Origin of the sequence: Pseudomonas sp. PICF141, from assembly GCF_002286815.1 — a bacterium.
Taxonomy (GTDB): domain Bacteria; phylum Pseudomonadota; class Gammaproteobacteria; order Pseudomonadales; family Pseudomonadaceae; genus Aquipseudomonas.
In genome coordinates this window covers 101722-118665 of record NZ_MUNM01000050.1, presented here as the reverse complement: position 1 = coordinate 118665, position 16944 = coordinate 101722, and the positions used below count along the sequence as shown (strand labels likewise).

14 protein-coding genes are annotated in these 16944 nt (G+C 56.7%); 6 read left to right on the top strand and 8 right to left on the bottom strand.

Annotated elements, in window-relative coordinates; translation table 11 throughout:
* Positions 1-141: 141 nt before the first annotated feature.
* From mnmE to rpmH, 5 genes are all read right to left on the bottom strand, one after another.
* A complete protein-coding gene (gene mnmE / locus BZL43_RS13505; RefSeq protein ID WP_095632767.1) occupies positions 142-1512 on the bottom strand; it encodes a tRNA uridine-5-carboxymethylaminomethyl(34) synthesis GTPase MnmE in 1371 nt (456 codons plus the stop codon).
* A gap of 79 nt (positions 1513-1591) precedes the next feature.
* Positions 1592-3280 carry a membrane protein insertase YidC gene (gene yidC, locus BZL43_RS13500; protein ID WP_095632766.1) on the bottom strand — a complete coding sequence of 563 codons (1689 nt, stop codon included), beginning with the start codon at positions 3278-3280 and terminating at the stop codon, positions 1592-1594.
* Positions 3281-3282: 2 nt separating this feature from the next.
* Complete coding sequence (yidD, locus tag BZL43_RS13495) at positions 3283-3528, bottom strand: membrane protein insertion efficiency factor YidD (protein ID WP_052966011.1); 246 nt, start codon at positions 3526-3528, stop codon at positions 3283-3285.
* Positions 3521-3922, bottom strand: a complete 402-nt coding sequence (gene rnpA / locus BZL43_RS13490) for a ribonuclease P protein component (protein WP_218228034.1) — start codon at positions 3920-3922, stop codon at positions 3521-3523. Before rnpA ends, yidD begins: the two co-directional genes overlap by 8 nt.
* A 16-nt stretch (positions 3923-3938) precedes the next feature.
* Positions 3939-4073, bottom strand: coding sequence for a 50S ribosomal protein L34 (rpmH, locus tag BZL43_RS13485; protein WP_003213577.1), 135 nt, complete (start codon positions 4071-4073; stop codon positions 3939-3941).
* A gap of 567 nt (positions 4074-4640) precedes the next feature.
* Between rpmH and dnaA the strand changes: the two genes are divergently transcribed.
* From dnaA to gyrB, 4 genes are read left to right on the top strand one after another with little or no spacing between them, the layout of a single operon-like run.
* The gene (gene dnaA / locus BZL43_RS13480) at positions 4641-6161 is read left to right on the top strand and encodes a chromosomal replication initiator protein DnaA (protein ID WP_095632764.1); all 1521 of its coding nucleotides are present in this window, start codon (positions 4641-4643) and stop codon (positions 6159-6161) included.
* Between the two features lie 39 nt (positions 6162-6200).
* Entirely contained in the window at positions 6201-7304 is a 1104-nt protein-coding gene (gene dnaN / locus BZL43_RS13475) for a DNA polymerase III subunit beta (protein ID WP_030132563.1), read from the top strand.
* Between the two features lie 20 nt (positions 7305-7324).
* Positions 7325-8428, top strand: a complete 1104-nt coding sequence (gene recF, locus BZL43_RS13470) for a DNA replication/repair protein RecF (protein WP_095632763.1) — start codon at positions 7325-7327, stop codon at positions 8426-8428.
* 5 nt (positions 8429-8433) lie between these two features.
* Complete coding sequence (gene gyrB / locus BZL43_RS13465) at positions 8434-10851, top strand: DNA topoisomerase (ATP-hydrolyzing) subunit B (protein WP_095632869.1); 2418 nt, start codon at positions 8434-8436, stop codon at positions 10849-10851.
* Between the two features lie 72 nt (positions 10852-10923).
* On the opposite strand, the gene BZL43_RS13460 is transcribed toward gyrB, so the two are convergent.
* On the bottom strand, positions 10924-11643 hold the full coding sequence (locus BZL43_RS13460) for a response regulator transcription factor (RefSeq protein WP_095632762.1): 720 nt from the start codon (positions 11641-11643) through the stop codon (positions 10924-10926).
* A gap of 442 nt (positions 11644-12085) precedes the next feature.
* On the opposite strand from BZL43_RS13460, the gene BZL43_RS13450 reads away from it, so the two are divergent.
* Together BZL43_RS13450 and BZL43_RS13445 are read left to right on the top strand one after the other, a co-directional pair.
* Positions 12086-13027 (top strand): FecR domain-containing protein, encoded by a 942-nt coding sequence (locus tag BZL43_RS13450; protein WP_256582846.1) that lies wholly within the window; start codon positions 12086-12088, stop codon positions 13025-13027.
* An 18-nt stretch (positions 13028-13045) separates the two neighbouring features.
* Entirely contained in the window at positions 13046-15358 is a 2313-nt protein-coding gene (locus BZL43_RS13445; RefSeq protein ID WP_095632760.1) for a CHASE2 domain-containing protein, read from the top strand.
* A gap of 181 nt (positions 15359-15539) precedes the next feature.
* On the opposite strand, the gene BZL43_RS13440 is transcribed toward BZL43_RS13445, so the two are convergent.
* Entirely contained in the window at positions 15540-16319 is a 780-nt protein-coding gene (locus BZL43_RS13440; RefSeq protein WP_095632759.1) for a 1-acyl-sn-glycerol-3-phosphate acyltransferase, read from the bottom strand.
* 81 nt (positions 16320-16400) lie between these two features.
* The gene (gmhB, locus tag BZL43_RS13435; RefSeq protein ID WP_168185091.1) at positions 16401-16940 is read right to left on the bottom strand and encodes a D-glycero-beta-D-manno-heptose 1,7-bisphosphate 7-phosphatase; all 540 of its coding nucleotides are present in this window, start codon (positions 16938-16940) and stop codon (positions 16401-16403) included.
* Positions 16941-16944: the final 4 nt, after the last annotated feature.

Below are 16944 nucleotides of genomic sequence, written 5' to 3'. Positions count from 1 at the left end.
CCACAGGAAAGCCGCCGAACGGGCAAATTCCGGGCAAGGGAAATCCGCTCAAGCAAAGAATCTGCTCGGCACTGAAGGAAAATTTCAGAAAAGGAGAGGACAGACAGGCCTCAATGGCCTGTCTGTGAACAGCTGAAGGAGCTATTTACCGATACAGAAGCTGGAAAAGATCCTTCCCAGCAGATCATCGGAGCTGAATGCGCCGGTGATTTCGCCCAAAGAGTGCTGCGCCTGCCGTAAATCTTCGGCCAGCAGTTCACCGGCACCCGCTAATGTCAGTTGCGCACGACCGTGCTCAAGCGACGCGCTCGCATGACGCAGTGCCTCAAGGTGACGCCTGCGAGCACTGAAGCTGCTTTCGGAGGTCTGCTCGTAACCCATGCAGGCCTTGAGATGTTCGCGTAACAGTTCCAATCCCATGCCGGCAGATTTGGCACTGAGACTGATGGTGACGTGGCCATCGCCACTGACTTCCAGAGCGATGGCTTCCCCTGTCAGATCAGCCTTGTTGCGGATAAGGGTAACTTTTGCCGGGTCCGGGCGGGTTTCGAGAAATTCAGGCCACAAGGCAAAGGGATCAAGAGCCTCGGGAGCCGTGGCATCGACCACCAGCAAGACCCGATCGGCCTCACCGATGGCTTTCAATGCCCGTTCGACGCCAATTTTTTCCACCTGATCATCGGTATCGCGCAAGCCGGCAGTGTCGACCACGTGCAACGGCATGCCATCGATGTGGATATGTTCGCGAAGAATATCCCGGGTCGTACCGGCAATCTCAGTCACGATTGCGGCTTCACGCCCGGCCAAGGCATTCAGCAGGCTGGACTTGCCGGCATTCGGCCGGCCGGCGATCACCACGGTCATGCCGTCACGCAACAAGGCCCCCTGCCCGGCCTCACGCAGCACTGTGGATAATTCGTCGCGCACTTTGTCGAGCATGCTCAGGACATGGCCATCGGCGAGGAAGTCGATTTCTTCTTCCGGGAAGTCGATGGCTGCTTCGACGTAAATACGCAGGCCTATCAGTTGCTCAGTGAGGTTATGCACACGCTGGGAAAACGCACCTTGCAACGAACGCAGGGCGTTTCGTGCCGCCTGCGCGGAACTTGCCTCGATCAGGTCGGCAATGGCTTCGGCCTGAGCCAGATCGAGCTTGTCGTTAAGGAACGCGCGCTCGCTGAATTCCCCCGGCCGGGCCAGGCGACAGCCCAGTTCCAGGCAACGCTTGAGCAACATATCCAGAACGATCGGCCCGCCGTGACCCTGCAGTTCAAGCACATCTTCGCCGGTGAACGAGTTTGGCCCCGGAAAATAAAGCGCGATGCCTTCGTCCAGCACCTCTTCGTTTGCACTGAAAAATGGGCCGTAATGGGCAAACCGCGGTTTCAGTTCGCGACCGCTGATGGCCTTGGCCGCCAGACTCGCCAGCGGCCCGGAAATACGGACAATGCCCACACCCCCGCGACCTTGAGCGGTGGCGACGGCGGCGATGGTTTCGCGAGGAACGCTCATAAACCGGTATCCAGACAAAAGTGACAGATAGCAAAACGCCCCACTAGGGGGCGTTTTGAGTGGTTATCCACAGAGTAAGTTACGCCTCGGCTTTTTTGGTAGCCGCTTCGATCTTACGCGTGATGTACCACTGTTGGGCGATCGACAATACGTTGTTCACTACCCAGTACAGCACCAGACCTGCCGGGAACCACAGGAAGAAGAAAGTGAAGATGATTGGCATCATTTTCATGACCTTCGCCTGCATCGGATCCGGAGGAGTCGGGTTCAACTGCTGCTGGATGAACATGGTTGCGCCCATGATGATCGGCAGAATGAAGAACGGATCCTTGATCGACAGGTCAGTAATCCACAGCATGAACGGCGCCTGGCGCATTTCCACGCTTTCCAGCAGAACCCAGTACAGCGAAAGGAAAACCGGCATCTGCACCAGGATTGGCAAGCAGCCACCCAGCGGATTGATCTTCTCTTTCTTGTACAGCTCCATCATGGCTTGCGACATTTTCTGCCGGTCGTCGCCATGTTGCTCTTTCAGCGCAGCCAGTTTCGGTGCCACTGCACGCATGCGCGCCATGGATTTGTAGCTGGCAGCCGACAGAGGGAAGAAAATCCCCTTGATCAGCATGGTCAGGAAGATGATCGACCAGCCCCAGTTACCGACCAGCGCGTGGATATGTTGCAGCAACCAGAAGATTGGCTGGGCAATGAACCACAGAATGCCGTAATCGACGGTCAGTTCCAGACCTGGGGACAACTCTTTCAGGACAGCCTGGCTTTTCGGACCTGCGTACAGAACGGCGCTGGTTTCGGCTTTTGCACCTGGCGCGACAGTCATTGCCGGGGCGGTGTAGCCGATGATGTAGTTGCCTTTGCTGTCTTTACGGGTCTGGACGATGTTGTTTTCGCCCTTGACCGGAATCCATGCAGTCACAAAGTAGTGTTGCAACCAGGCAACCCAACCACCTGTAACGGTTTCTTTCAGCTGAGCCTTGTCCATGTCGCTCATCGACACTTTCTTGTACGGCTCGTTACTTGTCCACAGGGCGGCGCCCAGGTAAGTCGCGGTGCCGGTGGCGGTGCTGGAAGAAGGATCGGAGCTGGCATCACGCTTCAATTGCGCGAACATGGCACCGGACCAGGGCTGAGCGCTCTGGTTGTCGATCAAGTAGGAAACGGTTACGTCGTACAGGCCACGTTTGAGCGTGAAACGCTTGATGTAGTTGACGCCGTCCTTGCTGAACTTCAGGTCTACGACCAATTGGTCCTGACCGTCAGCCAGTTGATAAACCTTCTTCTCGGAGGAATAAACCGGACGACCGGCAGGACTTGCGTCCGGACCGTTGGTGCCAATCAGCCCGCTCTGAGCCAGATACGTCCGCTCGTTGCCATTATCAAACAGCTGGAATGGAATATCCGGATGATCCTGGCGACGTGGATACAGCGGCAACGTCAACTGGGCAACATCACCACCTTGTGGATCGATTGCCAGGTTGAGCACATCCGTTTTGATCTGGATGAGGTCTTTGCTTGCAGCTACTGGTGTTTCAGCAGGTGCAGTTGCACTGGTATCGCTTGTGGCGCGTGGAATGTCGTCACTGACAGAAGCATTATTGCCAGTCGCCGTATCCGGTAGACCCGGTGCGGTAGTACTGGAAGCAACATTCTGAGTCGGCAGGGCAGCCTGGCCATAGTCCTGGTTCCATTTAAGAACCATAACGTAGGACACGATTGCCAGGGCGACGATCAGGATCGTGCGTTTGATATCCATGATTACTCGGCCATCGAAGAAGAACGGGAGGTAGGGATAGATGGAACCGGGTCATAACCACCGGGATTCCACGGATGACAGCGACCTAAACGACGAAAGGTCAGCCAGCCACCGCGCAGAAGGCCATGATTTTCTATGGCTTCATACGCGTAGCAGGAACAACTGGGGTAGAAACGACAGTGACTGGCCATCAGGGGACTGATGGCATAGCGATAAAACTGGATCGGAACGAGTGCCAGTTTACGCATCGGTGCTGTCTACCCCTGCAGTTTCGGTTTTGACTGCTGGTACCGGCTTGCTGCGTGCCAGACGTTTCCAGAGTTTGTCGAAATGCTGAATCAATTCGGGGCTTTCTACGTCACCCAAACCTTTGCGCGCGACGATAACGATGTCCCAACCGACCAGTAAATCCTGGTTCAGGCGAAACGATTCGCGCATCAGACGTTTGAGGCGATTGCGCTCGACGGAGAGCTTTACGCTCTTTTTCCCGATAACCAGCCCGAGACGGGGGTGATCAAGATCGTTATTGCGCGCAAGGAGCAGGAGATTTTTCCCCGGAACCTTGCCGGTAGGGGAGTCAAAGACTGCCTTGAAATGCCGGGGGGTCAGCAGACGCTTTTCCCGACTGAAGTCCTGACTCACCTCCAGTGCCGGATTATCAAACTGCCAGACGCGCACGACCTTTGGCGCGACGACGCGACAGGACGGCACGACCGTTCTTGGTAGCCATGCGAGCACGGAAACCGTGGGTACGAGCGCGTTTGATAGTGCTTGGTTGGAAAGTACGTTTCATTGTCGTGTTACCTGGTTCGTCCACAACGGGCCGGAATGGCCCCCGTTTTAAGAGACCGGGGATTCTAGAGAAAGCAAGCCTCTAGGTCAATTTCCAACCAGCGTTTCCTTATAAATAGATCTCCAGACGATTTGCTCGGCCAAGGTCGTTCGCCAAATATAAAAATAAAGAAGGGAATTATTTAAAGCTTTTCTGTAAAGCTTATAAAAGCTAGAGGCACGATCATCTGTGGATAACTTCATTTAGCCCTTATAAACCGTGATGTACAGAGAATGACAACTACAGTGGAAAACGGTGATCAGCCTGTGCTGCGCTGTCGGAAAAGCTGTGGGTGGAAAGGTCAGTTATCCACAGGCAGGTTATCCACCGAGTTTCGCCCCCACTTGTCCAGTGTCCTCAAGGGCGGTTATCCACAGAGCTTATGCACATACCGTTGGTCTTCTTTTCGAGGGTTAACGCGTTGATAAATCATGTGCTGTGCGCAACCTGCATGTGGATAAGTGGACGTCTGGTCGCTACAATGACCGCTTGTTTTTGCCTCACCGGCTTTCAACTTAGGGGATATCCGTGTCAGTGGAACTTTGGCAGCAGTGCGTAGAGCTTTTGCGCGATGAGCTGCCTGCCCAACAATTCAACACTTGGATCCGTCCACTACAGGTCGAAGCCGAAGGCGACGAGCTGCGTGTCTACGCGCCGAATCGTTTTGTTCTCGACTGGGTCAATGAAAAGTACCTGGGCCGCGTCCTTGAACTGCTCGATGAGCATGGCAATGGCCTGGCGCCGGCGCTTTCCTTATTAATAGGCAGCAAACGCAGTTCGGCACCGCGTGCGGCACCGAACGCACCGTTGGCCGCCGCGGCGTCCCAGGCTCAGGCCGCTCAGGCGCCTGTCAGTGCTCCGGCGCCAGCCCCGGCACCCGCCTCGACCAAGCGTGCGACCCAAAAAGTAGCTGAGGTCAGTGAAGAGCCGTCCCGCGACAGCTTCGATCCAATGGCCGGCGCCAGTTCGCAGCAGGCTCCGGTTCGCGCCGAACAGCGTACGGTGCAGGTCGAAGGCGCGCTCAAGCACACCAGCTACCTGAACCGCACCTTTACCTTCGAGAACTTCGTCGAAGGCAAGTCCAACCAACTGGCCCGGGCTGCGGCCTGGCAAGTGGCAGACAACCCCAAGCACGGCTATAACCCGCTTTTTCTTTACGGCGGTGTCGGCTTGGGTAAAACCCACTTGATGCACGCGGTGGGTAACCACCTGTTAAAGAAGAATCCGAATGCCAAGGTTGTGTACCTGCATTCCGAGCGTTTCGTGGCGGACATGGTCAAGGCCTTGCAGCTGAATGCGATCAACGAGTTCAAGCGTTTCTACCGCTCGGTGGATGCATTGCTGATCGATGACATTCAATTCTTCGCTCGCAAGGAGCGTTCCCAGGAAGAATTTTTCCACACCTTCAACGCGCTGCTTGAAGGTGGTCAGCAGGTCATTCTTACCAGTGACCGCTATCCAAAAGAAATCGAAGGTCTTGAAGAACGCCTGAAGTCACGTTTCGGCTGGGGCCTGACGGTTGCCGTCGAGCCGCCAGAGCTGGAAACCCGCGTGGCGATCCTGATGAAAAAGGCCGACCAGGCCAAAGTCGAGCTGCCCCATGATGCAGCGTTCTTCATTGCCCAGCGTATTCGCTCCAACGTTCGCGAACTGGAAGGCGCGCTCAAACGCGTGATCGCCCACTCGCACTTCATGGGCCGCGATATCACCATTGAGCTGATTCGCGAATCCCTGAAAGATTTGTTGGCGCTGCAAGACAAACTGGTGTCTGTGGATAACATCCAACGCACCGTCGCCGAGTATTACAAGATCAAGATCTCCGACTTGCTGTCCAAGCGTCGTTCACGCTCGGTGGCACGTCCGCGTCAGGTCGCCATGGCGTTGTCCAAGGAACTGACCAACCACAGCCTGCCGGAAATCGGCGATGTGTTTGGCGGCCGCGATCACACGACTGTTTTGCACGCCTGCCGCAAGATCAACGAGCTTAAGGAATCCGACGCGGACATCCGCGAGGACTATAAGAACCTGCTGCGTACATTGACTACTTGATGAACATCAGCGCAGCTTATTAAGGCAAGGGACTAGACCATGCATTTCACCATTCAACGCGAAGCCCTGTTGAAACCCCTGCAACTGGTCGCAGGCGTCGTCGAGCGCCGCCAGACCTTGCCGGTGCTTTCCAACGTGCTGCTGGTTGTCGAAGGCCAGCAACTGTCGCTGACCGGTACCGACCTGGAAGTCGAGCTGGTCGGTCGTGTACAACTCGAAGAGCCTGCGGACCCGGGTTCCATCACTGTGCCTGCGCGCAAGCTGATGGACATCTGCAAGAGCTTGCCGAACGATGCGCTGATCGACATCAAGGTCGATGAGCAGAAGCTTGTGGTGAAGGCCGGCCGTAGTCGCTTTACCCTGTCGACCCTGCCGGCCAATGACTTCCCGACGGTGGAAGAAGGCCCAGGCTCGCTGACTTGCAGCCTTGAGCAAAGCAAATTGCGTCGTTTGATCGAACGCACCAGCTTCGCCATGGCGCAGCAAGACGTACGCTACTACCTCAACGGCATGCTGCTGGAAGTCTCCGCTGGCGTCATCCGCGCCGTGGCTACTGACGGTCACCGTTTGGCGATGTGCTCGATGCAGGCCGATATCGGCCAACCGGATCGTCATCAGGTGATCGTACCGCGCAAAGGTATTCTGGAATTGGCGCGTTTGCTGACCGAGCCGGACGGTAATGTCAGCATCGTCTTGGGCCAACACCACATCCGTGCTACCACCGGCGAATTCACCTTCACCTCGAAACTGGTCGACGGCAAATTCCCTGACTACGAGCGTGTTCTGCCAAAAGGTGGCGACAAGCTGGTACTGGGCGATCGCCAGGCCTTGCGTGAAGCGTTTAGCCGTACCGCGATCCTTTCCAACGAAAAATACCGGGGTATCCGCCTGCAGTTGGCCAATGGTCAGTTGAAGATCCAGGCGAACAACCCGGAACAGGAGGAAGCGGAAGAAGAAGTGGGTGTTGAGTACAACGGCGGCTCTCTGGAAATCGGTTTTAACGTGAGCTACCTGCTCGACGTACTGGGCGTGATGACCACCGAGCAGGTTCGTTTGATTCTGTCCGACTCCAACAGCAGTGCGCTGGTACAAGAGTCCGACAACGACGACTCGGCCTATGTTGTCATGCCGATGCGTCTGTAATCATGCTCAGCAGAACCTAGATGTCCTTAAGTCGCGTCTCGGTCACCGCGGTGCGCAATCTGCACCCGGTGACCTTCTCCCCCTCTCCCCGAATCAACATTCTTTACGGCGCCAACGGCAGCGGCAAAACCAGTGTCCTGGAAGCCATTCATCTGCTGGGGCTTGCCCGTTCGTTTCGCAGTAGCCGTCTGTTACCCGTCATCCAATACGAGCAATTGGCGTGTACGGTGTTTGGCCAGGTTGAACTGGCCGAGGGGGGACAGAGCGCGTTGGGGATATCTCGTGACCGGCAAGGTGAGTTCCAGATCCGGATCGACGGGCAGAACGCCCGCAGTGCTGCGCAACTTGCAGAAATCCTGCCGTTGCAGCTGATCAACCCGGACAGCTTCCGCCTGCTGGAAGGGGCGCCGAAAATTCGCCGACAGTTTCTCGACTGGGGTGTGTTCCACGTGGAACCCCGATTCATGTCTACGTGGCAGCGCTTGCAGAAGGCCTTGCGCCAGAGAAACTCTTGGCTGCGACATGGTACACTTGACGCCGTTTCGCAAGCGGTTTGGGACAGGGAACTGTGTCAGGCCAGCGCTGAAATAGATGAATACCGCCGCGCTTACATCAAAGCCTTGAAACCAGTCTTTGAACAGACCTTGAGCGAACTGGTTGAGCTCGAAGGCTTAACGCTCAGCTATTACCGAGGTTGGGACAAAGACCGTGAGTTGAGTGCAGTGCTCGCCGGGTCCCTTCAACGGGATCAGCAAATGGGTCATACCCAAGCGGGACCACAACGTGCTGATTTGCGTCTTAGACTGGGCGCACATAATGCTGCGGACATCTTGTCTCGTGGTCAGCAAAAGTTGGTGGTCTGTGCATTGCGGATCGCCCAAGGGCACCTGGTTAGCCAGGCCCGTCGCGGCCAGTGTATTTATCTGGTGGATGACCTGCCGTCCGAACTGGACGAGCACCACCGTCGCGCGCTTTGCCGCTTGCTGGAAGACTTACGCTGCCAGGTCTTTATCACCTGTGTAGATCACGAATTATTGAGGGAAGGCTGGCAGACGGAAACGCCAGTCGCTCTGTTCCACGTGGAACAGGGCCGTATCACCCAGACCCACGACCATCGGGAGTGAAGGCATTGAGCGAAGAAAATACGTACGACTCAACGAGCATTAAAGTGCTGAAAGGCCTGGATGCCGTACGCAAACGTCCCGGTATGTACATTGGTGACACCGACGATGGCAGTGGTCTGCACCACATGGTGTTCGAGGTGGTCGATAACTCGATCGACGAAGCTTTGGCCGGCCATTGCGACGACATCAGCATCATTATCCACCCGGATGAATCCATCACCGTTCGCGACAACGGCCGTGGCATCCCGGTAGACGTGCATAAAGAAGAAGGCGTTTCCGCAGCCGAGGTCATCATGACCGTTCTGCATGCTGGCGGTAAGTTCGACGATAACTCCTACAAGGTATCCGGCGGTCTGCACGGCGTAGGTGTATCGGTGGTGAATGCCCTGTCTGAACAACTGGTACTGACCGTTCGCCGCAGCGGCAAGATCTGGGAGCAGACCTACGTTCACGGCGTTCCGCAAGAACCGATGAAGATCGTCGGCGACAGCGAAACTACCGGCACCCAGATTCATTTCAAGGCTTCCAGCGAAACCTTCAAGAACATCCACTTCAGCTGGGACATCCTGGCCAAGCGGATCCGTGAACTGTCTTTCCTCAACTCCGGTGTCGGCATCGTCCTCAAGGATGAGCGTAGCGGCAAGGAAGAACTGTTCAAGTACGAAGGCGGTCTGCGTGCGTTCGTTGAATACCTGAACACCAACAAGACTCCGGTCAACCAGGTGTTCCATTTCAATATCCAGCGTGAAGACGGCATCGGCGTAGAAATCGCCTTGCAGTGGAACGACAGCTTCAACGAGAACCTGTTGTGCTTCACCAACAACATTCCACAGCGTGATGGCGGTACTCACCTGGTGGGTTTCCGTTCCGCACTGACGCGTAACCTGAACACCTACATCGAAGCTGAAGGCCTGGCGAAGAAGCACAAGGTTGCGACTACCGGTGACGATGCCCGTGAAGGCCTGACCGCGATCATTTCGGTGAAGGTGCCGGATCCGAAGTTCAGCTCCCAGACCAAGGACAAGCTGGTGTCTTCCGAAGTGAAGACCGCGGTCGAACAGGAAATGGGCAAGTACTTCTCTGATTTCCTGTTGGAGAACCCGAACGAAGCGAAGCTGGTCGTCGGTAAGATGATCGACGCGGCGCGTGCGCGTGAAGCGGCGCGCAAGGCCCGTGAGATGACTCGCCGTAAAGGCGCGCTGGACATCGCCGGTCTGCCGGGCAAACTGGCGGACTGCCAGGAAAAAGACCCTGCCCTCTCCGAGCTGTACCTCGTGGAAGGTGACTCTGCTGGCGGCTCCGCCAAGCAGGGACGCAACCGTCGCACCCAAGCCATCCTGCCGCTCAAGGGCAAGATTCTGAACGTCGAAAAGGCACGCTTCGACAAGATGATCTCTTCGCAGGAAGTGGGCACCTTGATCACCGCGCTGGGCTGCGGCATTGGCCGCGACGAGTACAACATCGACAAGTTGCGTTATCACAACATCATCATCATGACCGATGCTGACGTCGACGGTTCGCACATCCGTACCCTCTTGCTGACCTTCTTCTTCCGTCAGTTGCCGGAGTTGATCGAGCGCGGTTACATCTACATCGCTCAGCCGCCGCTGTACAAGGTCAAGAAAGGCAAGCAGGAGCAATACATCAAAGACGACGACGCCATGGAAGAGTACATGACGCAGTCGGCCCTGGAAGACGCGAGCCTGCACCTGAACGAAGAAGCCCCGGGTATCTCCGGCGAAGCCCTCGAGCGTCTGGTCAATGACTTCCGTCTGGTAATGAAGACCCTCAAGCGTCTGTCGCGCCTGTACCCACAGGAACTGACCGAGCACTTCATCTACCTGCCAGCGGTGAGCATGGAGCAACTGTCGGATCATGCAGCGATGCAGGATTGGATGGCTCAGTTCGAAGTTCGCCTGCGCACCGTCGAGAAATCCGGCCTGGTTTACAAAGCCAGCCTGCGTGAAGACCGTGAACGTAACGTCTGGTTGCCTGAGGTCGAGCTGATCTCCCACGGCCTCTCGAACTACATCACCTTCAACCGCGATTTCTTCGGCAGTAACGATTACAAGACGGTCGTGTCGTTGGGCGCTCAATTGAGCACCTTGCTGGACGACGGCGCGTACATCCAGCGCGGCGAGCGCAAGAAGCCGGTTACCGAATTCAAGGAAGCACTTGAATGGCTGATGGCGGAAAGCACCAAGCGTCATACCATCCAGCGCTACAAAGGTCTGGGCGAAATGAACCCGGATCAGCTATGGGAAACCACCATGGACCCTAGCCAGCGACGGATGCTCAAAGTGACCATCGAAGACGCCATTGGCGCCGACCAGATCTTCAACACCCTGATGGGTGATGCGGTCGAACCTCGTCGTGACTTCATCGAAAGTAACGCTCTGGCGGTTTCCAACCTGGACTTCTGATCCGGCAGGACTGCTCCAACAAAAAAAGGCCAACGCTTAGCGCTGGCCTTTTTTGTGATCGCCGAAAAGACATCAGGCGTTAGCGTTGGCGACCCTCTCAAGCCGATACCCATACCCGTAAATCGTCAGCAGTTGCCAACCGCGATCAGCCGTCAGGCCCAGCTTGTTGCGCAGGCGATAGATATGCGTATCCAGTGGGCGGGAAGATGTTATTTCTTCGTGGGTCCAAAAGCGTTCATATAAGTATTCACGGGACAAAGGTCGGCCCAGATTGGCGAACAGGCAGCGAGCGAGACGGTATTCCCGTTCGGTCAGGCTGATGGGGATGGCGGCGCGGGTGACGGTGAGTTCGGCGTCGTCGAATTCGAGGTCATTGAAGGTCAGTATTTCGGTAGCCGCGGCGCGTTGCAGCCCATGCCGGCGAAGCACCGCGCTGACCCGCGCCATCAGCTCGTTAGGACGAAACGGTTTGCTCACGTAATCATCGGCCCCGGCGTTCAACGCCTGGACGATATCGCTTTCGGTATCGCGACTGGTGAGCATGATCGCGGCGGGTGGCACGTCCATGTGTTCGCGGGTCCAGCGCAACAAAGCGAGCCCGCTGATATCGGGCAGTTGCCAATCGAGGATCAGCAGGTCGAAGGTCTCCCGCCGAAGTTGGCGTCGCAAGTCCTCTCCCCGCTCGAAACAATGCAGCGTCCACGCTTGTTCACCCGTGACGGAGATCTGTCGCAGTGTCTGTTCAACCCGGCGCAGTTCAGCGGGCTCGTCATCCAGTATTGCGACACGCATGCCGAGTAGTTCCTTCATCTCGTGGTGCAAAGTAAAAATCCTGCGGGAGTTTAGGCTGATTGATGGAATCTGAACAATTGTGGCGAATTGCTGCAAAGGTCACTTATATCGGTAAATTCGTTGTCGCTGAGCGGCACAGGGGCATTGGGATGTGCTCCGGCGCAGGGAGCGCCAAGTCAACTTTACAGGACCGTCGATTGCCGGTTTTCGGCGGTACCCTGTTCAGGGGAAATACACGGAGTGCCTGCTCGGTGCCGACACAAGGATGTGTCATCTTCGATATCCTTTGCTTCATGGCTATCTGCCAGAGCATCCGCTCAGGTATCGTGCGTCGAATACGCGTGTGCGTTATCCGGCGTGATTTTCATCAGAGCATAAAAGCCAATCCATGAACCCCATGACCTTATTGCTCCCACGCCGTTCTGGCGTCTGTCTTTTACTGATGGCTGGCCTGGCGGGATTGTTCGCTCACAGTGCATCAGCCGCTGTCGCCTCGGCAAAACGTCTGCCTTATATCGATCAGAACCAACAATGCCGTGGTCAACCGCTGCCGGCAACGGTCGAACATCTGACCGGCGAAGCCTGGAAACTGGATGTCAAAGGCAAGCAGACGCCGTTGCAGGAAGGTATGTCGATCGACGAGCAGGAAGGCGTCAAAACCTCGCCTTCGGCATTTGTCAGCCTGTCCCTGGGCGATGGGGCGCGGGTGGTGTTGCCCTCCAGTTCCCATATCACCCTGCACCTCAATGAAGAACATTCGATCCCTCAGGTCATTCTTGAGCAGGGCCAGGTTGAGTCGTATGTGATCAAACGTGCCAGCGACCATGATCGCTTTCAGATTGTCACTCCGGTCGGTGTCCTGGGCGTACGGGGTACGCACTTTCGGGTGCGCAACGATGACACTGGTCAGTCATTGCTTGAGGTTCTGAATGGACAAGTGGCGGTCAATCGTGATGAACAAACGTCGGGGCCCCGCCCTGCCCGGCCCGTTGCCAAACGCCCCAAGGGCGTTGAAGCTGACGAAGTCCAGGTCATGGCCCGCCAGGGGTTGCGAATTCAGAAACAAGGCGTGCTGACGCCAACCGACTTGTTACCCGCTCCACGTTTGTTGGGGCAGGCCGGTCAGAGGGGGAATGTGCCTGTCTGGCAATTGATCATGAAACCCATCGAAGGGGCAACGCGTTATCGGGCTCAAGTAGCCACCGACGCAGCCTTTCTGGACATCAAGCAAGAGCAGTTTTCCAGCACGCCAGAGGTCAAGTTCAGCGGGCTGAAAGCGTTTTTTTACCATGTTCGCCTGTCGGCCTTTGACGCTCAGGGGTTAGAGGGTGAGACCGGGGTGTATGACATTTTCTATCACCCCAGGACCCCACGTGTTCAATAGCATCTCGGTCGACGGCCGATGAAGGGCCGGCCAAGGAAGGATGGCCGCGAGCCGACCCAGGCTCAGCGGCTGTTTCGGCGGATAGTCCGTGAGTGGCTGTGGGTCTGTCTGATCCTGCTGCCGCTGACGGCGATGCTGTCCATGTATCAGGGCTTGGCCCTGAGCAATCTGCTGTATGACAACCTGCGCCGCCTGAGTCCGCTGCCAGTGGACCGGCGAATACTCATTGTTACGATCGATGACTACAGCTTGCAGCAGCTTGGCCGATGGCCGTGGTCGCGAGCCATGCACGCGCAACTGCTGGATCGGCTCAGCGCAGCGAACGTTAAAGGTGTTCTATTCGACGTTATTTTCAGCGAGCCCGATAGCCAGCCCGCCAACGATCAGCTTTTAGCCCAGGCGACCTGTCGGGCCGCAAATGTATTTGTGCCGTTGCTGCGCGAAGGCGTCGCCCGTTATGGGCAACCCTTGGGGGAAATCGAACCGGTGGCTGCGCTGAGCCATTGCGCTAAAGGTGTCGGGCACATCAATGCCGAAGCGGACGCTGATGGGGTCGTGCGCAGCGTGTATTTAAGCGAAGGCCCGGCGCAAAAAGCACGCCCGCAACTGGCCTGGCTGCTGTACGAAGAAACGCTTTCCGACAAGGGAAATGCACCGATGCCCGGCACCCCGGCCTCGCCATTGGAGCAAGGCTGGCAGCGAGCCCATGAAATACGGATTCCTTTCATCCATTCCGACGCAGGCTTTCCTACGGTGCCCTACGTCAGCGTATTGCGCGGCGAAGTTCCGCCCGAATTGCTGCGTGATCGCTTGATTCTGATCGGCTCGACCGCTGCCGGCCTGGGGGATCGCTACGTGACCCCGCAATCGGCCAGCATCGGCACTACACCGGGTGTTGAGATTCAAGCGAATATCCTCAACGGGCTGCTTCAACAGCGCAACATCGTGGAGCTTGATCAACGCTTGGCGGCATTGCTGTCGATGATGATCGTTGGTGAGTTACTGGGCCTGTTACTGGTACGTCCGCGTCGTGCCTTATGGCTGACCCTGGGTGCAATGGCAGCCGCTCTGCTGGGCTCGGCTGTACTGTTGCGGCTTGGCTGGTGGTGGTCACCGGCCGCAAGCCTGTTGGGGATGATGCTGGGCTACCTGATCTGGAATTGGCGAAGGCTGAACGCGGTGCTCGCCTATTTCGGCTGGGAACTGGCGCGCCTGGACAGCGAGCCAAAAGTCTTTCCTGAGCGTCGTCGCACCCAGGCCCCGGCCGGTGATGTGTTGCAAGGGCAAATCGTCGCGCTGGAGCAGGCCATGAGCCGAACCCGCGATACCCGGCGATTCATTGCCGACGGGCTTGAATACCTGCCCGTGGCGACGCTGATCAGCGATCCGCACGGGCGTATTCTGCTGGCCAACCGTAAGGCTCGAGAGGTATTTGGTCGTGGTCTGGTGGGTGAGGACGTGCTCGAGCAACTGAATGACCTGGGGTACCCGGTGCCGTCCGATGGAGCGTCATCTGCGTTGTCGACCCTGGAACCCTTGGAGTTTCGTGACACCCAGGCACGCAGCCTGCGTCTGGACCTGGCACCGCTGTTACCGGCCGAGGGTGACTCCGTGATTGGCTGGCTGCTGAGTCTCACTGACTTGAGCGTGGAGCGCGACACCGAAGAACAGCGAGCCGTATTGCTGCGCTTTTTGTCCCATGACCTGCGGGCTCCCCATTCGGCGATACTCGCCTTGCTCGACGTTCAGCGGCATCAGGTGCCCGGTGATACTCAAGTGTTCAGCCAGATCGAGTTACAAGTGCGCAAGGCGTTGAACCTGACCGAGGCTTTTGTGCAGTTGGCAAAGGCCGAGTCCGAGGCCTATCAGTTTCAGCCGAGCATGTTCGCGATGTTGTTGCTCGATTCTTTCGACCAAGCCTTGAGTATCGCTTACCTGAAAAACATTCAGTTGCTGCATGACCTCGACGAAAACGCTGAAGCGCAGGTCCTGGCGGATCAATCACTACTGACACGGGCACTGTTCAACCTGTTGGAAAACGCCATCAAGTACAGCCCGGCGGGGTCGCGGATATCGGTGCGGGTGAGTTATGCCGAAGGCTGGTTGCTGTGCGAGATCGTCGATCAGGGCCGAGGGATTGCCGTCGAAGAACTTCCTGAGTTGTTCAGCCAGTATCGGCGTTTTACTTCAGCTCAGGGCACCGATGGCCTGGGACTGGGTTTGTCCATGGTCAAGGCGGTGGTGGATCGTCATGGCGGAAGGATTTCCTGTCGTAGCGTGGTGGGGCAAGGCTCGACGTTCAGCATTCAGTTACCGCTATTGAGCGAGTGATCCAGATGTTTTCAGCGCGCATAAAAAACCGGCTATATCAGCCGGTTTTTTTAGGTCAGAAATAAACTTATGCACCTTTTCGGATTTTTTTCTTTCCCAAGAAATATGTATGTAAATCAAAAACTTAATAGCTAATTGAAGCGCTTTTCAACAAAACGACACACAGGTTATCCACAGAATCTCAGACAGCCACTTGATCGGTCGCACTTGGCGCCGCCGGGGCTGCTGGCAGCGAGCCCATTTCGCGCTGCATCTGTTCGTTCCAGGCTTGGACCCGATCATTGAGGTCGGCGATCGCTCGCGGCCCACTGCCCTCGGCGTACATCGGCGCGCCAATGATCACCGTGATCACGCCCTGCTTTTTTGCCCAACCGGTTTTTGGCCAGAACTTGCCGGCATTGTGCGCAATCGGCAGTACCGGCAATGACGCATTGACAGCCAACGCGGTGCCACCCCGGGAAAACTTGCCGATGGTGCCATAGGGAACGCGAGTCCCTTCCGGGAAGATCAGTACCCAGACCTTGTCCTTGAGCAGCTCATCGCCCTTCTTCGCCACATGCTTGAGTGCAGCTTTCGGGTTGCCACGGTCGATGGCGATCGGTCGCAGCATCGCCATGGCCCAGCCGAAGAACGGAACGTAGAGCAGTTCGCGCTTGAGCACCTGGCTCAGCGGCTCGAAGTAGGCCGAGAGAAAAAAGGTCTCCCAGGTGCTCTGATGGTTCGCCTGAATCACGCAGGGCTGGTCAGGTACATTCTCGGCACCCTTCACTTCGTAACGGATACCCAGAAAGACTTTGCTCAGCCATAAGGCACAGCGGCACCAGTACACGTTGATAAAGCGATAGCGCGCCTTGAATGGCAGAAACGGCGCGATAAAAAAGCTCAGGGTGCACCAGAGTAAGGAACTGGTGCCCAGCAGCAGGTAAAAGAGGAAAGTTCTGATGGCCTGCAGTATCGACATGGCGACATTTACCGTTGCGGGCATTGCCCGCCTATTCAAACGCACTCCCGATCAGTCCTTGGCCAGGATGTCAGAAGAGCCTTAGTTGTGGATAAGTTCCGCGGCAATCGCCGCCAGATCGTCAAAAATCAAGGTGCCTGCCGGTAGGGTCTTGCCCTGAGTCTTTTCGCCTTTCCCGGTCTTTACCAAAACTGGCTGACAGTCGACGGCTTTGGCGGCTTCCAGGTCACCGAGAGTATCGCCGACGAACCATAGATTCGTCAGCGAAACGTTGTAATGCGCGGCGATGGCTTTCAACATCCCGGGTTTTGGCTTGCGGCAATCGCAGCCATCGTCGGGCCCATGCGGGCAATAAACGATCAGCCCGACTTCACCACCCTGCTCCGCCACCAGTTCGCGCAAGCGAGCGTGCATGGCCTCCAGGGTGGTGATGTCGTAATAGCCGCGAGCGATGCCCGACTGGTTAGTAGCGACCGCCACCGTCCAGCCGGCCTTGCTCAACTGCGCGATCGCTTCGATCGAACCGGGCAGCGGAATCCACTCCTCCACCGACTTGATGTACGCGTCGGAGTCGTAATTGATCACTCCATCCCGATCGAGAATCAGCAGTTTCAACAGCAGCCCC

Excerpts from the sequence above, each read along its gene's own strand:
- BZL43_RS13440 (WP_095632759.1), bottom strand. The coding sequence starts at position 16,319 with ATGTCGATACTGCAGGCCATCAGAACTTTCCTCTTTTACCTGCTGCTG.
- BZL43_RS13460 (WP_095632762.1), bottom strand. The coding sequence starts at position 11,643 with ATGCGTGTCGCAATACTGGATGACGAGCCCGCTGAACTGCGCCGGGTT.
- BZL43_RS13450 (WP_256582846.1), top strand. The coding sequence starts at position 12,086 with ATGGCTGGCCTGGCGGGATTGTTCGCTCACAGTGCATCAGCCGCTGTC.
- mnmE (WP_095632767.1), bottom strand. The coding sequence starts at position 1,512 with ATGAGCGTTCCTCGCGAAACCATCGCCGCCGTCGCCACCGCTCAAGGT.
- BZL43_RS13445 (WP_095632760.1), top strand. The coding sequence starts at position 13,046 with ATGAAGGGCCGGCCAAGGAAGGATGGCCGCGAGCCGACCCAGGCTCAG.
- rpmH (WP_003213577.1), bottom strand. The coding sequence starts at position 4,073 with ATGAAACGTACTTTCCAACCAAGCACTATCAAACGCGCTCGTACCCAC.
- yidD (WP_052966011.1), bottom strand. The coding sequence starts at position 3,528 with ATGCGTAAACTGGCACTCGTTCCGATCCAGTTTTATCGCTATGCCATC.
- dnaN (WP_030132563.1), top strand. The coding sequence starts at position 6,201 with ATGCATTTCACCATTCAACGCGAAGCCCTGTTGAAACCCCTGCAACTG.
- recF (WP_095632763.1), top strand. The coding sequence starts at position 7,325 with ATGTCCTTAAGTCGCGTCTCGGTCACCGCGGTGCGCAATCTGCACCCG.
- yidC (WP_095632766.1), bottom strand. The coding sequence starts at position 3,280 with ATGGATATCAAACGCACGATCCTGATCGTCGCCCTGGCAATCGTGTCC.